Annotated in this window: 1 pseudogene; it reads right to left on the bottom strand. The window is 73.3% G+C overall.

The features are described 5' to 3' along the window. Positions 1-96: 96 nt before the first annotated feature. Positions 97-1,161, bottom strand: a pseudogene (locus ACWD3D_RS37310) (FtsX-like permease family protein); the annotation flags it as partial.

Here is a 1,161-nt window from a genome sequence, read left to right as displayed (position 1 = left end):
GCGGCGGGTGTACGGGGCGTCGCGAGTGAGCGGTGCGTGGATCGGCGCAGGGAGAGGCTCATCGACCGGAGAAGTAATTGGATAATCGCATTAAACGCACAGCAGCGCGACCCCCAGGGCCACCGGCCAGACCGTGCCGCCGTCGGGACCCATCCCGATCCGGCCCAGCCCGCTCCGCCGCGCCAGCAACTCCGTCAGGGGCCCGGCGAGCAGGGGAGCGACGATCGCTGCGGGCACCGCGAGGAGCAGCGCCTCCAGCACGGCCGACGAGGCGATTCTGCCCCTCGACGCGCCCCTGGCCCTCAGGAGCCGGGTCTCTCCTGCCCGTTCGCTGCTCAGCAGCCCGGCCACGAGCAGCAGCGCGTATCCGGCGAGCAGGACGAGCTGGACCCCCACGATCACGATGGTGGAACGGGCCACCAGGAGAGCGCGCTCGACCTGGTCGACGACGGTCGGCAACGAGGTCTTGACCGTCGCGTTCCCGCCGAACACCGGGGAGGTGGCCAGCGACCCGGGCACGTCCGTCGAGGCCCGGCGCAGGGCCCCGGCCCGGGCGGTGGTCACCGTGCCGAAGTCGGCGGCGGCCAGCCAGGACACCCGGCCTGAGCTGAGCCGGCTCGATCCCGTCACGGCCGGATCGGTCAGGAGCGGGCCGTACGTGGTGAACACGAGCTTGCGGGCGCCCCGCCCGCCGAGAGGATCCAACTGCCAGTACGGGTCGGCCTGGTCGGACGCCTCGTAGACGCCCGTCACCTCGATCGCCAGAGGCGCGTCGCTCAGCCGTTCGGTGAGAGTGATCCGGGCACCCGGCTCCAGCCCCAGAGCGTCCGCGGCGGCACGGGGCAGCGCCACCTGCACCGGCCCGTCGGCGCTCCCCCCGCCCGCGGCGGGCATACGGCCGGCGACGAGACGCACCCGGCTCCGGTCCAGCGAGGCGAACTGCGTCAGGTCGGGTTCCCCGTCCCGTTCCGCCGGCGTCCGCAGACTCCGCGGCAGTGCGTACGGGCCCGAGGCCTCCATCTTCCGCACCGTCACCGGAAGCCCGTCGAAGGCCTTGCCGGCCTCCCGGCGGACCAGCGCATCGGCCTCCCCGCGTCTCTCGTCGTCTCCACCGTCTGGAACGGTGCGGGCGGCATCGGAGGCTTCTTCGAGCGGACCTTC

Source organism: Streptomyces sp. NPDC002690 (assembly GCF_053592415.1).
The sequence above is the reverse complement of the archived record's forward strand: the minus strand, read 5'-3'. Positions and strand labels throughout refer to the sequence as shown.